Source organism: Bacillus cereus group sp. MG20, assembly GCF_040459885.1.
Classification (GTDB): Bacteria; Bacillota; Bacilli; order Bacillales; family Bacillaceae_G; genus Bacillus_A; species Bacillus_A cereus.
Genome location: NZ_JARVHF010000001.1, coordinates 2,617,814 through 2,640,691 on the forward strand (window position 1 = coordinate 2,617,814; position 22,878 = coordinate 2,640,691).

A 22,878-nucleotide genomic window follows, 5' to 3' on the forward strand; every position below is an offset into this window, starting at 1 on the left:
TTCAGGCGCTTTTTTTATTACTTGCTCTCTTTATTCGTAATAGAAGCTCTTACGAAGTCATGGAACAATGGTTGTGGACGGTTTGGACGAGAAACAAGTTCTGGGTGGAACTGTGCTGCCACGAACCAAGGGTGGTCTTTTAATTCAATGATTTCAACTAGACGGCCGTCTGGGCTTGTACCAGAGAATACGAATCCTTCTTTTTCCATATCCGGACGGAACTGGTTGTTGAACTCATAACGATGACGATGACGCTCATATACAACCGGCTCATTATAAGCATTGTAAGCATTTGTTTCTTCAGCAAGCTTACATGGGTATAGACCAAGACGAAGTGTACCACCTAAGTCCTCTACATCTTTTTGTTCTGGTAATAAGTCAATGATTGCATATGGCGTATCAGGATTGATTTCAGAAGAGTTAGCACCTTCTAAACCTAATACATTACGTGCGAATTCGATTGATGCAAGTTGCATACCTAAGCAAATTCCTAAGAATGGAACTTTGTTTTCACGAGCATATTGAATCGCAACGATTTTACCTTCTACACCACGATCGCCGAAGCCACCTGGTACAAGGATACCATCTGTATCGCCAACTAATTCTTTTACGTTTTCTGCTGTTACGTGCTCAGCATTTACCCATTTTACTTCTACATCTGTGTCGAATGAGTAACCAGCATGACGAAGTGCTTCTACAACAGAAATATATGCATCTTGAAGTTCTACATATTTACCAACAAGAGCGATTTTTGTTTTCTTAGAAAGATTACGTACTTTGTTAACTAGCGCAGTCCACTCTGTCATATCTGCAGCTGGATTGTCTAATTTTAAGTGATCACAAACGATTTGGTCCATGTTTTGTTCTTGAAGAGATAATGGAACCGCATATAAAGTATCTGCATCGCGAGCTTCGATAACTGCTTTTGTATCGATGTCACAGAATAATGCAAGCTTGTCTTTCATATCTTGAGAAACAGGAAGTTCTGTACGAACAACGATAATGTTTGGTTGAATACCTAAGCTACGAAGTTCTTTAACGCTATGTTGCGTTGGTTTTGTTTTCATTTCACCCGCTGCTTTTAAGTACGGGATTAACGTACAGTGAATGTACATTACATTGTCACGACCGATGTCGCTCTTAATTTGACGGATTGCTTCTAAGAATGGTAGAGACTCGATATCACCAACAGTTCCACCGATTTCTGTAATAACAACATCCGCATTTGTTTCACGGCCAGAACGATATACGCGCTCTTTAATTTCGTTAGTAATGTGAGGAATAACTTGAACTGTTCCTCCTAGATATTCACCGCGACGCTCTTTTTGAAGAACTGAAGAGTAAATTTTACCTGTTGTTACGTTGCTGTATTTGTTTAAGTTAATGTCGATAAAACGCTCATAGTGACCAAGGTCTAAGTCAGTTTCTGCGCCATCATCTGTTACGAATACCTCACCGTGTTGGTATGGGCTCATAGTCCCTGGGTCTACGTTAATGTATGGATCAAACTTTTGAATCGTTACATTTAAACCACGATTTTTTAAAAGTCTTCCAAGAGATGCTGCTGTAATACCTTTCCCTAAAGACGATACTACACCGCCTGTTACAAAAATATACTTAGTCATGAAAAAGCTCCCTTCTATTTTGCTGTTATATAATCACCGTTGCAAAGCGCAACGTATGTAGATAACACTGTATCCATCTTATTGTTAGACTCTTTTTATTTTCTAAACAAAAAACAAAAAAGAAAATTGCTCCCCTCATCACATAAAGTAACAAGTAGGGAGCAATTTTCTTTTATATTTACACTTTAAAAGTATTATCGTCCTTTTTTAAAGAGCCCAAAAATGATTCTACATGGACGATAATGAAAAGTCAAGAACTACAGTTCTTCCTCTTCTTCTTCTTCAGTTTCATCATACTCAAGTTCTTCTTCAGCGAAGTCGTCGTCTTCATCCTCTTCTAAATCATCAAGATCGTCGTCATCTCCGTCTTCATCTTCAAGAACCTTGTCCAAATCTTCTACATCATCTTCTTCGTCTACATTTCCGTCTGCATCGTCAAAGTCATCTTCATCTTCTTCAATGTAGTCGTCAAAACCGTCTTCTTCAACTTTACGTTTCTTCTTCGGTTTTGGCTGCGGTAAGATTTCTTCATCAATTTGCTCATATGGGTACCAGCTGCGTAGTCCCCAACGATTTTCTCCTAAATTAATGAAACGTCCATCGATGTTTAAGTCTGTATAAAATTGTGCGAGTTTCGCATTAACTTGCTCTTGAGATAGTCCCAGCACTTGAGCGATTTCTTGAACCAACTCGTTGAATGTCGTTGCTTGTCTTTTATCCCCTAAAACGCTATGTACAACTTCAATCATTGAACATTCTTTTAGCTCTTCTGGTGAATATTGCTTAAAATTCACTTATGCGGCACTTCCTTTCATCAAATATAACCTTATATATAACGGTCTGCCTAAAAAAATCCATACTATTCATTATAAACAAAAGTCGCACAAATATGCTACAAAAAAAACGGGAAACTTTTATATGGTAATAAAATTAATAATTTGTCTGTTCCTTATTTCGGAAGCATATGGGCACCTTGCAACACATACCTAATTTGCATTTCTGTATATTCTTCGAGCGTATACAGTTTTTGCAGTGCCCAACGTCTAAACCCCCACATTTGTCCTTGTATAAAAATATTATGTGCAAGAAGCTGTATTTCTTTTTTATTTAATATAAATGTTCCATTTTCCGTACACTGTTCTAAAATATCCTCAAACATTCCTACCATTTGAAACTCTTTTTCTAATACATATGGGAGAGATTCTTTCGGTAAAAAACGTACTTCTTGATACATAATTAATACTTCTTCTTGTAATTCGTCCATCACTTTAAAGTAATTCGTTATCGCTACCTTTAAACTTTCTATACTCCCTTTTTCTGTACATACTACTTCCTCTAATCGTTCTTTTACATGTTCATATATACTATCACAAACTAAATACAAAACATCATCTTTTGTACGAATGTACTCATAAAGTGTCCCTATACTAAATCCAGCCGCTTTTGCAATCTCTCTCGTTGTTGTACGCGGAAATCCTTTTTGTTTAAACAGTTGCACCGCACCTTTAATCATTTGTTCACGTCTTAACGCAACTAATTTTTCATCTTTCACCGATGCATGTACATTATGTTTAACCATTTCCTTCACCTCTCTCTATTATTTTTTGGAAGGAAAAAGCGTAGGAGAATACCTACGCTTTCGTTCCTACTTCGTTAACATACGAGAAATTACAAGCCTCTGAATCTCTTGTGTTCCTTCATATATTTGTGTAATCTTTGCATCTCGCATATAACGCTCTACTGGATAATCTTTCGTATAACCGTAACCACCAAATACTTGCACCGCTTCAGTCGTCACCTTCATCGCTGTATCCCCTGCAAATACTTTTGACATCGCTGATTCTTTTCCATACGGAAGCCCTTCTGATTCAAGCCAAGCCGCTTGATATGTCAAAAGGCGTGCCGCTTCTACATCTGTTGCCATATCCGCAAGTTTAAAGCCAATCCCTTGCTGCGCCGCAATTGGTTTTCCAAATTGATGGCGCTCCCTTGCATATTCTACAGAAGCATCTAAAGCCCCTTGTGCAATACCAACAGCTTGCGCCGCAATACCGTTACGACCTCCATCTAATGTTTGCATCGCAACTTTAAATCCTTGCCCCTCTTCTCCAAGTAGATTCTCTACCGGAATACGGCAATCTTCAAACATAATTTCAGTCGTTGGTGAAGAGCGAATCCCTAGCTTGCTCTCCTTCTTCCCAACTGAAAATCCCGGTGTATCACTTTCTACAATAAATGCACTCGTACCGCGCTGCTTCGATTCAGGATCAGTTAGCGCAAAAACAACATAAATATCAGCAATACCGCCATTTGTAATGAAAATTTTTGATCCATTTAAAATATAATGGTCGCCATCTCTCTTTGCGATTGTCTTCATTCCACCAGCATCCGATCCAGATGCTGGCTCCGTTAAGCCGTATGCACCAATTTTCTTCCCTTCAGCCATCGGTCGTAAAAACTTTTGCTTTTGTTCTTCTGTCCCAAATTTAAAAATTGGCCATCCTGCAAGTGAAGTATGCGCAGATAGTGTTACACCTGTTGAAGCACAAACTCGAGATAATTCTTCAATCGCAATTACGTACGCTAAGTAATCGCTTCCAATTCCACCGTACTCTTCAGGCCATGGAATACCGGTTAAACCAAGCTCTGCCATTTGATCAAATAACTCTCGATCAAATCGCTCTTCCTCATCACGCTCAGCTGCTGTTGGTGCTACTTCATTTTTAGCAAAATCTCGAACCATTTTTCTTATCATTTCATGTTCTTCTGATAGTTTAAAATGCATCTCCGTCTCCCCCTCGCCCTTTTATAAAGCACGGCTAATAACAAGTTTCTGTATTTCACTTGTTCCTTCATATATTTGCGTGATCTTCGCATCACGGAAAAATCGTTCTACTGGATATTCTTTCGTATAACCGTAACCACCAAATACTTGCACCGCCTCAATCGCGACTTCAACCGCTGTCTTAGAAGCAAATAATTTGGCAATAGATGCTTCTTTACCGCATGGTAATCCTTGTGCCCTAAGAGACGCCGCTCTATATACGAGTAACCTTGCTGCTTCGACACTTGTTGCCATATCTGCAAGCTTGAAGCCAATCCCTTGCTGCGCCGCAATTGGTTTCCCAAATTGTTCTCGTTCTTTTGCATAATCAATCGCACATGCAAGCGCCGCTTCAGCAATTCCTAACGCCTGTGCACCGATTCCAATTCGCCCAACATCTAAATTCGCCATCGCCACCTTGAATCCTTGTCCTTCTTCCCCAAGTAAATTCTCCGCTGGCACTTTCATATCTTCAAAAGTAAGTTGTACTGTACGAGAACCGAGGAGCCCCATCTTATGTTCATCTTTTCCGATGATTAAACCAGGTGTATCTTTCTCTACTATAAATGCAGAAATACCACTTTTCCCTGCCTCTGGATTTGTAGAAGCGAATACAATGTATGTACTTGCTTCACCACCATTTGTAATAAACACTTTCGATCCATTAATAATATAATGATCGCCTTTTTTGACAGCTCTTGATTTCAAACTCCCTGCATCTGATCCTGCATTTGGCTCTGTTAAAGCAAATGCGCCTAAATATTCCCCGGTTGCAAGTTTAGAAACATATTTTTTCTTCTGTTCTTCTGTTCCGAAATATAAAATCGGATTCATTCCAACTGACGTATGTACAGCTAAAATTACACCAACTGTTGCACTTACCTTTGAGATTTCCTCAATTGCTAGAATATAAGAAATAAAATCCATTTCTGCCCCGCCGTATTTTTCAGGTGCTGGAATACCCATTAATCCAAGATCACCCATCTTTTGCAAAATCTCTTTCGGGAACACCCCTTGTTCCATACTAGGAACAAAGGGAGCTATTTCCTTCTGTGCAAAATCCCGAACCATTTTCCTCATCATTTGCTGCTCTTCATTAAAACGAAAGTTCATATATTCCGCCTCCATTTGCTATATATCCTTTTAACAATTTGGTAAGACCACTATTTTGTAACAAAAGGGGCATTTATTCGTAAACGTAGAATCCACGACCTGTTTTACGCCCTAACCATCCTGCATTCACATACTTACGTAATAACGGACATGGGCGATATTTACTATCTCCTAATCCTTCATGCAACACTTCCATAATGTATAAACACGTATCTAAACCGATAAAATCAGCGAGCGTCAAAGGCCCCATCGGATGGTTCATACCAAGCTTCATTACCTCATCAATTGCTTCTTTCGTCGCTACACCTTCATATAACGTATAAATTGCTTCGTTAATCATCGGTAGCAAAATGCGGTTTGATACAAAACCTGGGAAATCATTTACTTCAACTGGTACTTTCCCAATTTTTTTCGTAATATCTTCAATTGCTTCATATACTGCATCATCTGTAGCCAAACCACGAATAATCTCAACAAGCTTCATAACTGGAACTGGATTCATAAAGTGCATGCCGATTACTTTTTCCGGACGCTTCGTTACCGCTGCAATTTCTGTAATTGGCAGAGATGACGTATTTGTCGCTAAAATTGCGTGTTCTGGAGCAATTTCATCTAGATTCGCAAAGATTTTCTTTTTAATATCCATTTTCTCAACAGCTGCTTCAATAATAAGATCCGCTTCTTTCACACAATCTAAATCAAGCGTTACTGTAAGACGATTTAATGTCGCTTCCTTCTCTTCTTCCTTCATGCGTCCTTTTTCTACTTGGCGCGCTAAGTTTTTCGTAATGATAGCCAATCCTCTATCTAATTGCTCTTGTTTTAAATCTTGTACCTTCACGTCATACCCTGCCATTGCACATACTTGTGCAATTCCTGATCCCATTTGCCCTGCACCAATTACAACAATGTTTTGTACACCCATTTTTTCTTCCCCCTTAATTGTTAATAATTTTTATACCCTCGAACTTTAATTAGTGAACTTCAATCATCACTGCGTCTCCTTGACCGCCACCGCTACAAATCGATGCAATTCCAATTCCGCCGCCGCGCTGCTTAAGTGCATGGATTAGTGTAACGATAATGCGCGCTCCGCTTGCTCCAATTGGATGGCCCATCGCTACCGCGCCGCCATTTACATTCAATTTTTCTGGATCAATTCCTGCGATTTCTGTACTTGCAATTGCTACCGCTGCAAATGCTTCATTAATCTCGAATAAATCGATGTCTTCAATTGTCTTGCCTGTTTTTTCAAGCAATGCGTTAATTGCATAACCTGGCGTTCTTGGGAAATCTTTAGATTCCACTGCAATTGCTGTATGCGCCAAAATTATCGCTAATGGCTTTCTTCCTTCTTGCTTCGCTCTGTCTTCGCTCATTAACACAAGTGCGGCACCACCATCGTTTAGTCCTGGCGCATTACCAGCTGTCACCGCCGCTTCCTTATCAAATACAGGTTTTAACTTTGCTAACTTTTCAATCGTTGTATCTTCACGTGGCGCCTCATCCTTTGCAACAACAATAGGATCGCCTTTTCTTTGCGGGATCGTTACTGGTACGATTTCCTCTTCAAAACGTCCTTCTTTATGCGCTGAAACCGCACGCTGATGGCTACGATATGCCCATTCATCTTGCGCTTCGCGAGAAATTCCATCTTCCTTCGCAACTTCTCCGCCATAAACACCCATGTGTGTACCTGAAAATGCGCATGTTAAACCGTCAGCAACGTTTAAATCAATAACTTCATTGTTGCCCATTCTGTATCCCCATCTTGCTCCGCGTAAAATGTAAGGAGTATTACTCATCGACTCCATACCGCCAGCTACAATCAGTGATTGATCGCCAGTACGAATAATTTGATCCGCTAACGTAACCGCACGAAGTCCTGATGCACAAACTTTATTCACTGTTTCCGTCTGCACTTCCCAAGGGATTCCAGCAGCCCTTGCAGCTTGACGCGATGGAATTTGCCCCTGTCCCCCCTGAATAACCGTTCCAAATATAACTTCTTCAACATCACTAGCCGCAACATTTGCTCTTTCAAGCGCTGCTTTAATTGCAATTCCTCCAAGTTCCGTCGCTTTTACATCTTTTAAAGATCCTCCAAATTTTCCAACTGGTGTTCTTGCAGCACTTAAAATAACTGTTTTACTCATGTTTCTTTCCCCCATTTCATTTTTTAACACTGAGCGCTCGCTCGGTATCCCTACGTTGAGAAGAGGTGCAATCATTGCACCTCTTTCTAAAGTTGTATACATTCTTATAAACTACATCGCTTCTTTTTTCTGTCCGATAACAGATCGTTCTAAAATCTCTGTCACATCAAGAGTTTGAACTTTCTCTTCTACCTCTTTCGCTTTCGTTCCATCACTGATCATCGTTAAGCAATATGGACAACCTGTACCGATAATGGATGGCTGTACAGCTAATGCTTGTTCTGTACGAGCAACGTTAATACGAGAACCTGTTGTTTCTTCCATCCACATTAAGCCACCACCTGCGCCACAGCACATTCCAGTTTCACGGTTACGTGCCATTTCTACAAGATTCACTCCAGGAATCGCTTTCAAAATGTCACGTGGCGCTTCGTACACTTCGTTGTATCTTCCTAAATAACAGGAATCATGGTACGTAACTGTTTCTTCAATAGCGTGAACAGGCTTTAAGCGCCCTTCTTTCACCCACTGAGCTAACAATTCTGTATGATGATAGACTTCTGCTTGCAAGCCAAAGTCCGGATACTCATTTTTAAATGTGTTATAAGCATGAGGATCAATCGTAACGATTTTCTTCACTCCTGCCTTTTCAAATTCTTCGATATTCTTTGTCGCCATCTCTTGGAATACAAATTCATTTCCAAGGCGGCGTGGTGTATCTCCAGAATTCTTTTCTTTATTACCGAGAATTGCGAATGAAATGCCTGCTTCGTTCATTAACTTCGCAAACGATATCGCAATCTTCTGACTACGATTGTCGTATGATCCCATTGAACCAACCCAGAATAAATACTCGAATTCCTCCCCAGCTTTTGATTTTTCTTTTACAGTTGGAACTGTTACTTCGTCATCACCTTGGCGCCATGTTTCACGCTCTTTACGGTTCAGACCCCACGGATTCCCTTGACGCTCAATATTTGTCATCGCGCGTTGTGCTTCCGCGTCCATTTTTCCTTCTGTTAAAACGAGATATCGACGTAAATCAATAATTTTGTCAACATGCTCATTCATAACTGGACATTGATCTTCACAGTTACGACACGTTGTACATGCCCAAATCTCTTCTTCTGTAATAACATCTCCGATTAAACTCGGATCGTAAGCGAGAGTTGTAGCCGCTGATTCTTGTTGTCCTTTTCCAGCTGCCATCATCGCTAACTGATTTCCTTGTGTATTATTGAAGGCAACTACTGGAACCCACGGTGCTTTTGATGTTACCGCAGCTCCTTTATCAGTTAAATGATCACGAAGTTTTAAAATTAAGTCCATCGGCGATAACATTTTTCCTGTTCCTGTTGCCGGACACATATTTGTACAACGACCACACTCTACACAAGCGTATAAGTCAATAAGTTGATTTTGTCTAAAGTCTTCAATTTTACCAACACCAAATGTTTCTTGTGTTTCATCTTCAAAATCAATCTTTTCAAGCTTTCCTGGGTTTGAAAGACGACCGAAGAATACATTAGCTGGTCCTGCAATTAAATGCGCATGTTTTGATTGTGGAACATAGACTAAAAACGTTAACAAAATTAGTAAATGCACCCACCAAGAAAAATAGAACACTGAAATAGCTACGGTTTCATTTATCCCGCTAAAAACGTAAGCGATTGCAGAAGCGATTGGTTCACTCCATGAAAGCTCCTCACCATGCCATATAAGTCCCATACCGTTACCAAGTAGCACAGAAATCATTAAGCCACCGATAAAGATAAGAACAAGACCTGATTTGAAGTTACGTTTTAAACGAACAAGCTTTTCTACATAACGTCTATGAAAAGCCCAAAATACTGCAATTAAAATAACAAGTGTGACAATTTCCTGGAAGAATGTAAATGCAGGGTATAGTGGTCCAAGTGGAAGATGTGATCCTGGTGCGAGTCCTTTCCAAACGAAGTCAATTGCTCCAAATTGGACAAGAATAAATCCGTAAAAGAACATAACGTGAATGATGCCGCTTTTCTTATCTTTCAGCAGCTTTTTCTGACCGAAAACATTGACCTTAAGGAGATCCCAACGCTCTTTAAAACGACGGTCAAATTCAAATTTTTTTCCTAATTGTATGTAGGCCATTCTCGTCCGTATAAGATATACAAACAAATATCCTGCATAAGCAATAACAGCAATGGCAGCCAGCCAATTAATGATCAGTAAGCTATTCATTTTTATGCTACCCCTCTCTTTGTAAGCCCTCTTTCTTTTTTGAATCTTCAAAAATATATAATTTTCTGAATTATATCCCCTATCCCCATTATATAATGAGTGAGCATTCAGTCAACAGTTTTTTGTTATAGAACAACACATTTTTTCATAAAGCTGTTTATTTCGGTGAAACTATAAAGTGAAACTTTAATCAGTGCAACATACTATCATCTGATGAAATTTATAATAACAGCCGTGCTACCCGTATCATTTGTAACACACTGAAGGTGAAAAGAATGCGAAGGAGGGAATTCACTGATGCTCTACTTATCTCTTTTGTTAATATCCGTTGCTCTTTGGATTACAATTGATCTTTCATACGGGAGATTTCTTCATTTAAAACGGGTAAGCTCTCGCACTTTCCCTTTACGTCAAAGTGATTTTCACCTTTATACATACGGGAAAGATTTGTATGACGCTTTATTTACTGATATAAAACAAGCACAGCACCACATTCATATTTTATTCTTCATTGTAAAAAACGATAAAATCAGTCGTGAATTTTTAAATTTGCTGATTGATAAGGCTCAGGAAGGAATTGAAGTACGACTTTTACTTGATCGATTTGGCAGCCATTCTTTATCAAACGAAGCTATTCGCTCCCTCCGAAAACATGGTGTATCTTTTTCATTTTGTCATAAGGTAAAATTTCCTCTGCTTTTCTTTTCTGCCAATCAAAGAAACCATAGAAAAATTACAGTGATTGATGGGAAAACTGGCTATATCGGGGGATTTAATATCGGCGAAGAGTATCTGGGGCATAATGAATATTTAGGATTATGGCGAGACTATCATTTACGTCTTACAGGAGAAGGGGTTCAAGATTTACAAAAGCAATTTTTGCATGACTGGTTTGATGATACGAAACAGGATTTATTGAATGCTTCTCTTTATTTTCCAAAACAAAACCCAGGTACCATACTGCATCAATTTATTCCGACTGATGGTGCTTATTTACAGCATACTTTTTTACATTTAATTAACGGAGCAAAAAAAGAAATCTGTATCGGTACACCATATTTCATTCCTGGAAAAAAAATTATGAATGCCTTATTAAAAGCAAGAGAAAGAGGGGTTCAAATCACAATTCTTGTTCCAGAAAAAGCTGATCACCCTCTCGTTCGAGAAGCAAAATTCCCATACTGCCGAAAATTAATACAGGCTGGTTGCAATATTTATGCATTTCAACAAGGTTTTTTTCACGCCAAAATTATTATAGTGGATGATGATATTTGTGATATCGGAACAGCAAACTTTGATATGAGAAGTTTATATATTAACCATGAAATAAACTGCCTGTTATATAGTAAACATTTCGTTCAAACAGTAAAAAATAAATTCCATGAAGACCTAAAGAATGCATCCATACTTTCCTATAGCGATGTAAACCCAACTTCTCTTATCGATAGAGGAAAGGAATGGATTGGAACAATGCTTGCTTTCTTTTTATAGGAAAGACAATGAATAAAAGAGGTGTATCTTATATGATTATGCGGTTTGGATATGTCTCACATGCAATGGCACTCTGGGACTGTTCTCCTGCCAAAACAATGACGTTTACAAGCTTTAAGAAACTCAGCAAGCAAGAGCGAGAAGACAAACTGTACCATGTTATAAGGCAAAATTTAGAGCACACAATACGTATCCTACATTACAATATAGCGCATGAAATCCCACTATATCGCCTATCGTCTTCAATCGTCCCACTTGCAACACATCCCGAAGTCGAGTTTGACTATATTGGGGTATTCACACCACTTTGGCGTAAAATAGGAGCTTTAATTAAAGAACACAATTTACGAATAAGTTTTCATCCAAATCAATTTACGCTATTTACAAGCGACAAGCCACATATTACTACTAACGCTATTACGGATATGACTTATCATTATAAAGTATTAGATGCTATAGGCATTGCAGATTCCTCTTACATTAATATTCATGTAGGTGGAGCCTATGGAAATAAAGAAAAGGCAATTGAGCGCTTCCATGAAAACATAAAAAAACTTCCTGCACATATAAAAAAACAAATGACTCTTGAAAACGATGATAAAACATATACAACTTCTGAAACTTTATCAATTTGCCAAAAAGAAAATATCCCATTTGTATTTGATTATCATCATCATATGGCCAATCTTTGCGAGGAACCACTAGAAGAGTTGCTTCCTGCAATTTTTGAAACTTGGTCACATACAAATATCTCTCCTAAAGTTCACATTTCCTCTCCGAGATCGGAAAAAGAATTTAGGGCTCATGCTGAATATATCGATTTAGAGTTTATCAAGCCCTTCTTACACGTTGCAAAAAAAAACAATCATAATTTCGATATTATGATTGAAAGTAAACAAAAAGACTTAGCACTATTCCAATTAATAGATGAACTTTCTGCTATAAGAGGAATTAAAAGAATAAGTGGTGCAAAGTTACAGTGGTAAATTGTAACTTTGCACCATTTTTTCAAAAAAGTAATTTTTATAGTAAAAAACATCCTATTTTATATGCTATTATTTAAATTAGCATTCCCTCGAGATTCAACTTTATTGAAACGGAGTCATAATATGATTAGTCAAAAAAATTATGTACAATTTGTCATAATATACATATCTATATTCGCTCTTTGGATACTCTTTATTCCAAACGAGTCGCATATAAAGGAAATTGGGATTCTTTTCTTATTCTGTTTCGCTGCACTTTTTTCTTGCCACTGTTTATATAAAGCTATTAAGAAAATGAAACGCAGTGATAAACTATTTTGGATTTTATTACTATGTACTTGCCTATGTGGATTAATTATGGAGATAACCCTATTTCTTAGTTCACTTTCCATACATGATCAATCTATATTTTCATATAAAGCATTGCCTTTTTTTATCATACAATATATTTTACTCTTTGTTGGATTTGCTATAAAGTTTATAAAGAATTACTCTATTAAGGGGCTTTCGCAATTTTCATTCGATAGCATCTTTATTATTATTATGAACATTTATTTCACCTTAACTTTTATCTTAGATCTTTCAAGTTTCCGCATGTTAACAAAAGATACTTGGATTTTAATTGGGTATTTCATTGCACAATCATTAGTAATTTACGCCGTTATTAGCCTATATAGAAGAGAACAATATTCTTCTAGTAGAATCGCATTAATTATCGGCTTCACTATTATACTCATATACGGTTATATTCATCTGTTTCAATTGAACTTTGGGATGAAAACTTCTGCTGAAATTAATTATTTAATACACACTGCTTCTATTTTATTAATTGGACTTTCTTCCATACTATATATTTTGGATAAACCAATGCAGCATGAAACGAAAACAAAATATTATCGATTCGATTATGTACGTTTTATACTACCTTATTTTAGTATAATTATTACTTTTTCTTTTATTATCATTCAACCTTGGGATGATAAGTTCATGTTAATCGGTCTCGTATTATCACTTATTTTGTTATTCTTGCGGCAACTTTACATGTGGAAAGATAATCAAGCACTAATCCATACATATGAACAGTTGACTACACAACTAGAGGATGAAGTTGAAGAAGGTGCATTTGCATTATCAAAAAGTGAACAACGTTATAAATCTTTATTCGAAGATCATCCCGATGCCGTTTTCTCTTTAAATATGAATGGCATTTTTCAACACTCTAATAAGGCATGCGAAAGCTTATTTACTGCCTATTATTGCGAAGTGGCAAGCTATTCTCTGGTACACTTCATTGATTCAAAAGACCACGAACTACTAAAGAAGGCTTTACAAATTACAAAGGAAGGTAGGCCACAAACGTTAGAAGTTCGTACAAAAGAACAAGAAGGCTATTATTATTATCTCCATATTACACTTATCCCTACTTTTATAAACAAAGAAGTGGTCGGAATGTTTGGGATAGCGCGTGATATTACCACTTTATATGAAAAACAAAAACAAGTAGAACATTTAGCCTTTCACGATGCACTTACTGGATTACCAAATCGCCGAAAGTTCGAAAAAGATTTAAAAGCCATTTTAAATACAGCCCAAACTAACGCAAATGATGTCGCCGTCATATTCCTTGATTTAGATCGATTTAAAAAAATTAACGATAGACTTGGTCATGACGTCGGAGATTTATTATTAATTGAAGTAGCAAAAAGATTACGCGGTTGCTTGCGTTCAAAAGATGTCGTCGCTCGCCAAGGTGGAGATGAATTTACCATTCTATTACCAGAAATGTACTCAGAAAAAAGTGCAATTTTTATAGCTGAACAGATTTTAACTATTTTAAACAAACCATTCTTCATTCAAGGCGAAGAACTCTCTATTACACCAAGTATCGGAATTGCGATGTATCCTGATTACGGAACTGATGTAAATGAGTTAATGAAAAATGCTGATATGGCCATGTACCGTGCGAAGGCAAATGGAAAAAACAGATTTGTTTTCTTCTCAAAAGAAATGAGTATCGCTCAAAATGAAATTCAATTCTTAGAAGGTGAACTTTCAAAAGCATTACAACAAAATGAATTTTTCCTTGAATACCAGCCACAAGTAAGCACAAAAACAAAACAAATTATCGGTTTTGAAGCATTAATACGTTGGAAGCATCCAAAACTCGGCATCGTATCTCCAGCCCAATTTATCCCTCTAGCAGAGGAAACTGGTTTTATTATTGAACTTGGTAATTGGATTTTACGTACTGCCTGTTTAGAGGCAAAAAGATGGCATAATCAAGGTTTTTCTCACTTAAAAGTTGGTGTGAATTTATCTGTTGTTCAATTTAACCATGCAGATTTAATCTCAACTATTTCAAAGGTGTTGGAAGAAACAGAACTGAAACCAGAAGCACTAGATATTGAAATTACGGAAAGCATCGCAATTAATCAAAATCAATCTGTAGTTGCAAAACTAGAACAGCTTCAAAATCTCGGCATTCAAATTTCAATCGATGACTTTGGAACTGGTTATAGTTCTTTAGCTTATTTAACAAAATATCCAATTAACACATTAAAAATTGCTCGAGAGTTTATTTGTGGAATTACAACTAGCCCTTTAGAAGAAGCAATTGTCTCTTCAATTATTACACTATCAAAAGAACTAAATTTAGAAGTGATTGCAGAAGGTGTAGAAACGGAAGAAGAATGGGAATTTTTACATAGACAAAATTGTGATCACATTCAAGGATTCTTTATTAGCAAACCTGTTTCTAGTAAAGACGTTTGGATGTTACTCCATAAAAAAACAACCGTCTAAGTAAGACGGTTGTTTTTTTAAAACTCAAAAGGCATATCTGAAGCTAATTGTACCTCTTGATCATCATGAGAAATTACTTGACTTTTCTCTAAAGCTGTATCCGCTAATGAAATACCCCATGTCATTGCTAACGTTAATAGACTACCGATAAGTAGTTTCTTCATATTCCATCACCCACATTTTTTCTTTTAATATATCATGAAAATTTATCCATACATTATGCAATTATGCATATTTAGTTTTTGCGTTATTTTATTTCGTCATTTTTTTCATAAATTTTTCTTTATACGTATGCATTTCTAATATATCAAAAAAGAAATAAGCCTTTTCATAAGCTTCTTCACTCTCTGTCTCATCATAGCCTAGCTTTTCTAAACATTCACCTTTTTGATAGTATAGCTGCCCAATCAATGCCATACTATTAATTCGACACGATATTTCAATAGCTTTATTTATTTGATAAAGAGCCTCTTCATATTGATTATCTAAGTATAATGTTTTCGCATAATTATGTCTTACCTTCACATCAAACTCTTTATTTTCAGGTAATGCCTCTAATTGCTTTAATATACCTTCAAATAACTCCATGCCCTTCTTAAAGTAACCATTTTCAGCATAAATATTTGCAATTGCATTCTCTATATAAAGATTTTGGTACACATCAATCCCAGTTAATTGTTGATTTAACAATTTTTTTAATTCTAAAATACAATATTCATAATCACTTTTCTTCAATACATACGCTGCTACATGATATTGCCATTGAAGAAATTGCTGAAACTCAGGATGATATTCTTCCTTTTTCAACTCATTCCATACTTTATTATAAATTTCTTTATATTTCTTTTGCTTACAAAGCATAATGATTTGATCTTTTAACTGCTTTTTCCTCTCAATATCGGAATAAATGAGTACCTCATAAAAATGAATAATGGGAACTTGTAACTTTGCTGCAATACCTTGCAATATATCCATACTTGGGTATACCGCACCCGATTCAATTCTGCTCACTTCCGATTGATGACATATGTTCTCGGATAACTGTTTTTGTGTTAATCCTCTCAACACTCTAATTTTCTTAATTTCACTTCCTAATTTCTCTGCGTGCATACTTACTCACCATCCCATTATAACAATCTAATTTGTTAAGTTGTCATACCACTACAATAATGTGAATTCGACAATTTTTGATATGAAATAATGCATAATATATATAAAATTCGGCAAATTTTTCATACAATTCATCTCACATACAATAATAGATTAGGAGTGTTATAGATGAATTATAGAAAACTTGCTAGTGCTTTCGTTACATTCGGTCTTCTTTGTCCTTTATCAACAGAAGCTATTCATGCTCAAGAATTAGACAAAAGTGCAGTCAAAGTTGAAATTGCTCAGCCTGGTTTAACAATCGGGAAATTAACACAACCTCAAAATGATACGAAAGAAAATATTGCTAAAAAGTATTTAAAGGGTGAGGTAAATGGGGCGAAAGCTCAACAAGAACAAGTCACTACTGAAAAAAATGTAGATTTCCAACCTACAAATAAAGAAACCAAAGAAAATCAAACCGAAGTTCGCCTTGCACAAACATATAAAAACTATAAAGTATATGGCCAAGATCTCATTGTAAAAGTAGATAAAAATGGAGTGATCACAACTGTTAGTGGTAAAGTTATTCAAAATTTAAATCAACAACCTAATCTTACTATAACAAATTTTTTGTCGAAAAATGAAGTAAAATCTAAATTACGCAATATAGTTCAAATTCCAAGTGATGCAGTTGAGACAGAATTCTCTAGCGAAACCGTTGTTTATAAGAAAAAAGATGGCTATTATACATTCGCAACTGTTATTACATTTACTTATGAAAACAATGAACAAATTATAAACGGCAATGCTATCGTTGATCTAAAAACTGGCGAAGTACTTTTCCAAGAAAAGTTCATTAAAAACAAAGAGAATAAGACTATAAATCAAGTAACATCACCTAGATTATCCCCTGCAAGTGAGCAAGGAACTGGGAAAAATGCACTTCAAGAAAACATCTCTTTCAATATTGCCAAAGGAACTGATGGGAAATTTTATTTAGCGGATTTATCACGCGGAAATGGTATTTATATTTATAATGCAAACTACGCCGATTCCCTCGGAGGATATAGTCAAGCTGGTTATCCAGGGACACTAATTTCAAGTAGCAATCCTAATTTTGCAGATAAAGAAGCCGCGGGCGCTATGAAGAACATGAGTGATATTTACGATTACTTTAAGAAAGAACATAATCTAAAAAGTTACGACAATAAAGATTCAAAAGTTGTTGCTAGTGTACACGGTTTTGATTCTACTGAAGTTAGTGATGGTGTAAAAGAAGACTATGTAAATGCATTTTGGCATCCCGCTTGGAACCAAATGGTATTTGGTGATGGTTTAGACGGAAAACTAACATCCGCTCTTGACGTAACAGCTCATGAATTTGGACATGCTGTATTCAGTGGCACGACGAAAAATAAAGTCGTGAGATATCCAAGCGCTGAAACATCTGCACTAAACGAGGGATTAGCGGATTTCTGGGGTACACAAATTGAATATTACGTAAAGAAAGATAAAGGAAACTGGATTATGGGCGATACATTAGGTGGCCTAACAATTCGTGATATCCCAAGGGAAATTGGTGACGGCGGTCATAAACTATATACAAATTTACAAGATTTCTATAACGATGGTAATAATCAAGAATCACACGTGAATTCTGGTATTATCAGTCACGTATTATATCAATTAGCTGAAGGTAAAACATATAACGATGTTGCTGTTCAAAAGCAAGGCAATGAAAAAGTAAGTAAAGTTGTTATGCGTGCATTGCAAAATTATGCAACTTCCGCTGAAGACTTTGAATCACTTCAATCTCATATCGTACAAGCTGCAAAAGATTTATATGGCACTGCCGTATCAAATGAATTTGCAAAGGCATTTGAAGCACATGGTTACAAGTCGTTACAGAAAGTAAATCAAGTAATAGAAATACAATAATTATAAAAAGAAGGTTACCTCTCATAGGTAACCTTCTTTTTATATCCAACCCTTTTCTTCCGCAATTGTAATTGCCTCAATTCTATTTTTCGCATCGAGCTTCGCTAATACTTCAGAAATATAATTACGTACTGTACCCGGCGAAAGATAAAGTGCCTTCGCAATTTCGTTTGCCGTCTTTCCTTCTTTCGCAAGCAACAATACTTCCTTTTCGCGATCTGACAACGGATTTTGCTCCTGCCATAAGCCAAACATTAAATCTTGGGAGACCTCTCGTTTCCCCTTCATTACATTACGAATTGCTGCCGCTAAATCTTCACTTGGGCTATCCTTTAATAAATAGCCGTGCACACCAGCTTTCATTGCTCTTTCAAAATATCCCGGCCGTGCAAATGTTGTTAAAATCATTACTTTACATAATGATTTTTCTTTTTTTAACGCTTCAGCAACATCTAATCCACTTTGAATCGGCATTTCAATATCCATAATACTTACATCTGGCTTTAACGATTCAATTAATTTTAACGCCTCTTCCCCGTTCGCAGCTTGCCCAATTACTTCGATATCATCTTCTAGATCAAGCAGGGCCCCTAATGCACCACGAAGCATCCGCTGGTCTTCTGCAATAATAATTCGAATCATGCCCTCACCTCATCTTTTCCTGTTCTAATAACAACTGGAACTTTTACCGTTAATAACGTCCCTGGATTGATTGTACCTAGTTCAACAAATCCATCAATAAGAGCAATTCGTTCTTTCATGCCGCGAATACCATTTCCATCATGATTTTGATCTGTTAAACCGATTCCGTTATCTTCTACTTTCAAAATCAGTTCACCTTGTGATTCTAATACAGAAACTGCGCACCGCGTTGCCTTACTATGTTTTACAACATTTGTAACGGCCTCACGTAAACACATCCCGACAATATTTTGTTCAATTGGTGATAACGAGCTCGATCTTGCTTCTTGCCTCACTTCTAATTCAATATTAGCTGCTTGTAAGATCGCTTTTATTTGCTCTAGCTCTTCTTCTACCGTAATCATACGCATATCAGAAATTAATTCTCTCAGCTGTTTTAAAGCTGTACGAGAAGTTTGTGTAATTTCCTTAGCTTCCGCATTTGCACGCTCTGGATTTTTCACAATTAACTTCTCTACAAGCTGGCTTTTCAAAGTAATAAGAGATAACGTATGCCCTAATGTGTCATGAAGATCTCTTGCAATCCGCTGCCGTTCTTCACGTTTTACTAAGTCTTTAATTTGCTCGTTCGCCTGATCCAATTGATTTCTTAACATCTTTTTCTGATTAAAATTGCGCATACCAAATGGCGTAAGAAGCATTAAAATAAACATTGGAACGATATTTACTAAACTTGTAGTTGTTAGTTGATTCATATTTACAAATAAAAATGCTCCAAGCATGATAACTAACGAACATAACAGCACTCGAAATACTTTCTTATTTGGCGCAAATCCCATCGCACTTGCTGTGAAAAAGCCAAAAAATATCATAAAAGGATTATAAAATAAAGCAAATAAAAAGATGAGTACCATTTGAATACACGCCCAAAAAACAAACGTCCTCTGAACAAAATAAAGCTGACGGTATGTGACGATAAAAATTATCAACATACCGCTTCCTATTACAAGCTTCCATCCTGATGCCTGCGCTAAGTGATAAATTGGAAATAATAGATAAACAAACCACATATACGGGAAGAATCCCATATGTTTCGGAAAAATCTCAATCCTCTTCTTCTCTATCATTTATACCGCTTCCTGTCTTTTTCTTATATATATTGATACTACAACAAATATAAGGAAATAACCTCCTAATACCGCGATATTTTCCCATCCAATTGATTTTCCAGCTACAATATCCCACGCACCACTTCCGAAATGGTATGTCGGTGTCCATTCACCAATCGTTCTTAATATTTTGGGGAATACTTCAATCGGCATCCATAACCCGCCAACTATAGCTAAACTCATATTTAAAATATTTGCTAAGCCAGCAGCTGCGTCCGCCTTCTTAATGGAACCTATTACTGTTCCTAATGCTAAAAATGGTGTTACCCCTAACAATAACCATAATCCCGCACCAATCCATTGCCCTACCGTTAACTCAACATGATTAATTAGTATCCCTGCAATAAAGATAACTAATATTGAAAAAGCATTTACTACTGTTTGTGCAATAATTTTAGCAGTTATATACGCACCCTCTGGAAGTGGTGTGATTTTCAAAAGATGTGTCCATCCTTGTCCTCTTTCCTGAGAAAGTCTCACACCGAAACTAAAGAGTGCAGTCCCTACGATACTGAAAGTTGCCATCGAAATTAAATAGTGTGCTTTCCACGCATCTCCGTTTTGTGGTACTTGAACAACATTTGTAAAAATGTAGTAAAACATAACAGGCATTAATAATGAGAAAAAGATAAATAATTTATTGCGGAATGTACGTAAAATTTCTATTTTGCATTGCATCCATAATGCTCTCATGCGATTTCCTCCTTCTGATTTGCGACAAACTGTTCGAATGCTTCATCAAGACTTCCACGTTCAACTGAAACATCTGTTACAGGTAAACTCTTTTGATAAATGGCTTTTAAAGTTGCATCCGTATCCTCCGTTGTTAAAATGAAGCGTCCTTCGCTTGACTTTACTTCTGTTACATTTGGTAATTCCTTTAGTAATTTTGTAGGAATGCTTTCCTTCGAGTAAAATGTGATTGTTTTTCGCGAAATCGTCGCTTTCATTTCGTCTGGTGTACCATCTGCGATAATCTTTCCGTTCGCAAATAATAAGATACGATTTGCTAAAGCATCTGCTTCTTCTAAATAATGCGTCGTTAAAATAATTGTTTTCCCTTCACTTGCTAACTTTCGAATCGTTTCCCAAAACATTCTTCGAGACGTAATATCCATTCCGACTGTCGGCTCATCTAAAAATAACAAATCTGGATTTCCCGCAAGTGCAAGCGCAAAATTCAACCTTCTTTTTTGCCCACCTGATAACTTCTCACATCTTTGCTTTCGCTCTGATTCTAAATTTGATAACTGCAGTAACGTTTCTTTCGCTATAGGATTCGTATAATAACTACGGAATAACTCGATTGCCTCTTCCACCGTAATACTATCAATGACACTTACTTCTTGCAGCATCGCACCGAGACTATTACGAACATCTCTATGCTTTGGACTCTTTCCAAATATAAAGACCTTACCTTCTGTCGGGTCCTTTAATCCAAGCATCATCGACATCGTCGTTGTTTTCCCCGCACCATTCGGACCAAGTAACGCTACTATTTCCCCTTTATTTACATGAAATGAAACATTATTTACTGCGTTTTTATGTTTAAGTGTTTTAGAAACACCATTTACTTCAATAATCTTTTCCATCTCTCCACCCCCGCTGTTTCTTATATTTACATTGTATTACTTGGAAAACTTAGGAAACAGTATGATGCGTCATGACATCGATATGACAATTGTCATGTATTCTTTATGAGAGGAATCAAGCTGCATACCGCAAGCGAGTAGCAGGACGAAAATAAACATGATACAATCGGTTAAGATATATATTCGAGGAAGGACAGTGGTTTTCATGATTATTCGTAATGAACAAGATTTAGAAGGCTTACGAAAAATCGGCCGCATCGTTGCGCTTGCACGTGAAGAAATGAAAAAAGAAGCGAAGCCAGGTATGACAACGAAAGAGCTTGATTTGATCGGTAAAAAAGTATTAGATAAGCATGGTGCTATTTCTGCACCTGAAAAAGAATATGATTTCCCAGGTGTAACTTGCATTAGTGTAAATGAGGAAGTTGCTCATGGTATTCCAGGAGATCGCGTATTAAAAGAAGGCGACTTAGTAAACGTCGATGTATCTGCTGCACTTGATGGCTATTATGCAGATACAGGTATCTCATTTGTTCTTGGAGAAGACGAAGCAAAAGAAAAGCTTTGCCAAGCAGCAGTTGATGCATTTTGGGCAGCAATGAAAAAGGTTAGAGCTGGCTCAAAACAAAATCAAATTGGTCGTGCTGTTTCAAACTTCGCACATAAAAGTGGATACAATGTTATTCAAAACTTAACTGGTCACGGCATTGGTCTTAGCTTACATGAAGCACCAAATCACATTTTAAGTTACTATGATCCAATGGATAATGCGCTTCTAAAAGACGGTCTTGTTATCGCTGTAGAACCGTTCATCTCTATGAAAGCTGATCATATTATTGAACGTGGTGACGACGGTTGGACATTCGTTACACCTGATAAAAGTCTTGTTGCACAATGTGAACATACCGTTGTCGTAACACGCGGTGAACCAATAATCTTAACAGAAATCTAATACCAAAAACGGCTGTTTTGTAGATTTATTCCACATAAAACAGCCGTTTTTATTTTTGGGAAAATATGTGAACTATTGTTGAACTCTTTATCATTTAAGTATATAATCTTTAGCGGAGGTTACTTCAGCTTATCTTTACTAAAAAGATATTGTGACTACGGAGTAAAACAACTTCTTTCTTATTGTTTAAACAGTCTCAAAAATGACCGTAGTAACGTGTTAGTCGAATATTCTGTAATTCTTATATTTCTCTAACAATGTAAGAAACTATCA

The 22,878-nt window shown here is 36.7% G+C and carries 19 protein-coding genes; 5 read left to right on the forward strand and 14 right to left on the reverse strand.

Annotated features, from left to right (window positions below):
- Positions 1–17 precede the first annotated feature (17 nt).
- The 8 genes from pyrG to QCI81_RS13550 all read right to left on the reverse strand — a co-directional run bounded on the left by pyrG (position 18) and on the right by QCI81_RS13550 (position 9,941).
- A complete protein-coding gene (gene pyrG / locus QCI81_RS13515; RefSeq protein WP_000170447.1) occupies positions 18–1,625 on the reverse strand; it encodes a CTP synthase in 1,608 nt (535 codons plus the stop codon).
- A 257-nt stretch (positions 1,626–1,882) separates the two neighbouring features.
- Positions 1,883–2,419, reverse strand: a complete 537-nt coding sequence (gene rpoE, locus QCI81_RS13520) for a DNA-directed RNA polymerase subunit delta (protein ID WP_023523567.1) — start codon at positions 2,417–2,419, stop codon at positions 1,883–1,885.
- A gap of 155 nt (positions 2,420–2,574) precedes the next feature.
- Positions 2,575–3,204: a TetR/AcrR family transcriptional regulator gene (locus QCI81_RS13525; RefSeq protein WP_000238601.1), complete on the reverse strand. Its 630-nt coding sequence runs from the start codon at positions 3,202–3,204 to the stop codon at positions 2,575–2,577.
- A 66-nt stretch (positions 3,205–3,270) separates the two neighbouring features.
- Positions 3,271–4,410 carry an acyl-CoA dehydrogenase AcdA gene (gene acdA / locus QCI81_RS13530; RefSeq protein ID WP_000545539.1) on the reverse strand — a complete coding sequence of 380 codons (1,140 nt, stop codon included), beginning with the start codon at positions 4,408–4,410 and terminating at the stop codon, positions 3,271–3,273.
- A 21-nt stretch (positions 4,411–4,431) separates the two neighbouring features.
- The gene (locus QCI81_RS13535; RefSeq protein ID WP_353810806.1) at positions 4,432–5,562 is read right to left on the reverse strand and encodes an acyl-CoA dehydrogenase; all 1,131 of its coding nucleotides are present in this window, start codon (positions 5,560–5,562) and stop codon (positions 4,432–4,434) included.
- 73 nt (positions 5,563–5,635) lie between these two features.
- Positions 5,636–6,487 carry a 3-hydroxybutyryl-CoA dehydrogenase gene (locus tag QCI81_RS13540; protein ID WP_000538874.1) on the reverse strand — a complete coding sequence of 284 codons (852 nt, stop codon included), beginning with the start codon at positions 6,485–6,487 and terminating at the stop codon, positions 5,636–5,638.
- A gap of 49 nt (positions 6,488–6,536) precedes the next feature.
- Positions 6,537–7,820 carry an acetyl-CoA C-acetyltransferase gene (locus QCI81_RS13545; protein WP_353810807.1) on the reverse strand — a complete coding sequence of 428 codons (1,284 nt, stop codon included), beginning with the start codon at positions 7,818–7,820 and terminating at the stop codon, positions 6,537–6,539.
- Positions 7,821–7,829: 9 nt separating this feature from the next.
- Positions 7,830–9,941: a (Fe-S)-binding protein gene (locus QCI81_RS13550; RefSeq protein WP_353810808.1), complete on the reverse strand. Its 2,112-nt coding sequence runs from the start codon at positions 9,939–9,941 to the stop codon at positions 7,830–7,832.
- Positions 9,942–10,238: 297 nt separating this feature from the next.
- Between QCI81_RS13550 and cls the strand changes: the two genes are divergently transcribed.
- From cls to QCI81_RS13565, 3 genes are all read left to right on the forward strand, one after another.
- Positions 10,239–11,432: a cardiolipin synthase gene (cls, locus tag QCI81_RS13555; protein WP_000966410.1), complete on the forward strand. Its 1,194-nt coding sequence runs from the start codon at positions 10,239–10,241 to the stop codon at positions 11,430–11,432.
- Positions 11,433–11,464: 32 nt separating this feature from the next.
- Positions 11,465–12,418 carry a UV DNA damage repair endonuclease UvsE gene (gene uvsE, locus QCI81_RS13560; protein WP_100910598.1) on the forward strand — a complete coding sequence of 318 codons (954 nt, stop codon included), beginning with the start codon at positions 11,465–11,467 and terminating at the stop codon, positions 12,416–12,418.
- A 123-nt stretch (positions 12,419–12,541) separates the two neighbouring features.
- The gene (locus tag QCI81_RS13565) at positions 12,542–15,220 is read left to right on the forward strand and encodes a DUF4084 domain-containing protein (RefSeq protein ID WP_098852020.1); all 2,679 of its coding nucleotides are present in this window, start codon (positions 12,542–12,544) and stop codon (positions 15,218–15,220) included.
- Between the two features lie 17 nt (positions 15,221–15,237).
- Here QCI81_RS13565 and QCI81_RS13570 read toward each other — a convergent pair whose 3' ends face one another.
- Both QCI81_RS13570 and QCI81_RS13575 read right to left on the reverse strand, forming a co-directional pair.
- Positions 15,238–15,384: a quorum-sensing peptide PapR gene (locus QCI81_RS13570; protein WP_000734744.1), complete on the reverse strand. Its 147-nt coding sequence runs from the start codon at positions 15,382–15,384 to the stop codon at positions 15,238–15,240.
- Positions 15,385–15,472: 88 nt separating this feature from the next.
- The gene (locus tag QCI81_RS13575) at positions 15,473–16,330 is read right to left on the reverse strand and encodes a helix-turn-helix domain-containing protein (protein ID WP_023523572.1); all 858 of its coding nucleotides are present in this window, start codon (positions 16,328–16,330) and stop codon (positions 15,473–15,475) included.
- A 168-nt stretch (positions 16,331–16,498) separates the two neighbouring features.
- On the opposite strand from QCI81_RS13575, the gene QCI81_RS13580 reads away from it, so the two are divergent.
- Positions 16,499–18,250, forward strand: coding sequence for a M4 family metallopeptidase (locus QCI81_RS13580; RefSeq protein ID WP_098852022.1), 1,752 nt, complete (start codon positions 16,499–16,501; stop codon positions 18,248–18,250).
- Positions 18,251–18,289: 39 nt separating this feature from the next.
- Here the strand turns inward: QCI81_RS13580 and QCI81_RS13585 are convergent, their stop codons facing one another.
- The 4 genes from QCI81_RS13585 to QCI81_RS13600 are packed head-to-tail and all read right to left on the reverse strand — an operon-like array spanning position 18,290 to position 21,653.
- Positions 18,290–18,892, reverse strand: coding sequence for a response regulator transcription factor (locus QCI81_RS13585; protein ID WP_023523574.1), 603 nt, complete (start codon positions 18,890–18,892; stop codon positions 18,290–18,292).
- Positions 18,889–20,019 (reverse strand): sensor histidine kinase, encoded by a 1,131-nt coding sequence (locus tag QCI81_RS13590; protein ID WP_098852023.1) that lies wholly within the window; start codon positions 20,017–20,019, stop codon positions 18,889–18,891. The genes QCI81_RS13585 and QCI81_RS13590 overlap by 4 nt, the downstream gene beginning before the upstream one ends.
- The gene (locus tag QCI81_RS13595) at positions 20,020–20,754 is read right to left on the reverse strand and encodes an ABC transporter permease (RefSeq protein ID WP_001202428.1); all 735 of its coding nucleotides are present in this window, start codon (positions 20,752–20,754) and stop codon (positions 20,020–20,022) included.
- Complete coding sequence (locus QCI81_RS13600) at positions 20,751–21,653, reverse strand: ABC transporter ATP-binding protein (RefSeq protein WP_098852024.1); 903 nt, start codon at positions 21,651–21,653, stop codon at positions 20,751–20,753. Before QCI81_RS13600 ends, QCI81_RS13595 begins: the two co-directional genes overlap by 4 nt.
- 157 nt (positions 21,654–21,810) lie before the next feature.
- Between QCI81_RS13600 and map the strand changes: the two genes are divergently transcribed.
- On the forward strand, positions 21,811–22,605 hold the full coding sequence (map, locus tag QCI81_RS13605) for a type I methionyl aminopeptidase (protein WP_142340417.1): 795 nt from the start codon (positions 21,811–21,813) through the stop codon (positions 22,603–22,605).
- Positions 22,606–22,878: the final 273 nt, after the last annotated feature.

Coding starts and splice junctions, on each gene's coding strand:
- QCI81_RS13565 (WP_098852020.1), top strand. CDS start 12,542: ATGATTAGTCAAAAAAATTATGTACAATTTGTCATAATATACATATCT.
- QCI81_RS13575 (WP_023523572.1), bottom strand. CDS start 16,330: ATGCACGCAGAGAAATTAGGAAGTGAAATTAAGAAAATTAGAGTGTTG.
- QCI81_RS13525 (WP_000238601.1), bottom strand. CDS start 3,204: ATGGTTAAACATAATGTACATGCATCGGTGAAAGATGAAAAATTAGTT.
- QCI81_RS13585 (WP_023523574.1), bottom strand. CDS start 18,892: ATGATTCGAATTATTATTGCAGAAGACCAGCGGATGCTTCGTGGTGCA.
- QCI81_RS13600 (WP_098852024.1), bottom strand. CDS start 21,653: ATGGAAAAGATTATTGAAGTAAATGGTGTTTCTAAAACACTTAAACAT.
- QCI81_RS13570 (WP_000734744.1), bottom strand. CDS start 15,384: ATGAAGAAACTACTTATCGGTAGTCTATTAACGTTAGCAATGACATGG.
- pyrG (WP_000170447.1), bottom strand. CDS start 1,625: ATGACTAAGTATATTTTTGTAACAGGCGGTGTAGTATCGTCTTTAGGG.
- QCI81_RS13550 (WP_353810808.1), bottom strand. CDS start 9,941: ATGAATAGCTTACTGATCATTAATTGGCTGGCTGCCATTGCTGTTATT.
- QCI81_RS13595 (WP_001202428.1), bottom strand. CDS start 20,754: ATGAGAGCATTATGGATGCAATGCAAAATAGAAATTTTACGTACATTC.
- QCI81_RS13535 (WP_353810806.1), bottom strand. CDS start 5,562: ATGAACTTTCGTTTTAATGAAGAGCAGCAAATGATGAGGAAAATGGTT.
- acdA (WP_000545539.1), bottom strand. CDS start 4,410: ATGCATTTTAAACTATCAGAAGAACATGAAATGATAAGAAAAATGGTT.
- cls (WP_000966410.1), top strand. CDS start 10,239: ATGCTCTACTTATCTCTTTTGTTAATATCCGTTGCTCTTTGGATTACA.
- QCI81_RS13590 (WP_098852023.1), bottom strand. CDS start 20,019: ATGATAGAGAAGAAGAGGATTGAGATTTTTCCGAAACATATGGGATTC.
- QCI81_RS13545 (WP_353810807.1), bottom strand. CDS start 7,820: ATGTATACAACTTTAGAAAGAGGTGCAATGATTGCACCTCTTCTCAAC.
- uvsE (WP_100910598.1), top strand. CDS start 11,465: ATGATTATGCGGTTTGGATATGTCTCACATGCAATGGCACTCTGGGAC.
- map (WP_142340417.1), top strand. CDS start 21,811: ATGATACAATCGGTTAAGATATATATTCGAGGAAGGACAGTGGTTTTC.
- QCI81_RS13540 (WP_000538874.1), bottom strand. CDS start 6,487: ATGGGTGTACAAAACATTGTTGTAATTGGTGCAGGGCAAATGGGATCA.
- QCI81_RS13580 (WP_098852022.1), top strand. CDS start 16,499: ATGAATTATAGAAAACTTGCTAGTGCTTTCGTTACATTCGGTCTTCTT.